The sequence below is a fragment of the Chryseobacterium sp. UF-290 genome (assembly GCF_058245615.1).
On sequence record NZ_JBSICB010000054.1, the window covers coordinates 1 to 242 of the forward strand.

Consider the following 242-nt stretch of genomic DNA (forward strand, 5'->3'; position numbering starts at 1 on the left):
CACCCGCACATTACAAAAGCAATTACAACAGCTGCTGAAAATGGTGTACTTTATGGAACACCAACAGCGCTAGAAGTAAAATTTGCAAAAATGTTAAAAGAAGCAATGCCTGCATTAGATAAAGTCCGCTTCGTAAACTCTGGTACTGAATCAGTAATGACAACAATTCGTGTTGCTCGTGCTTACACAGGCCGCACAAAAATTATGAAATTCGCTGGTTGTTACCACGGTCATTCTGATTT

Annotated in this window: 1 protein-coding gene; it reads left to right on the top strand. The window is 39.7% G+C overall.

What is annotated here, in order from left to right; all coding sequences use genetic code 11:
• Positions 1-242: aminotransferase class III-fold pyridoxal phosphate-dependent enzyme (locus AC4IF5_RS20465; RefSeq protein WP_490737802.1), on the top strand; the 242-nt coding region annotated here is incomplete at both ends.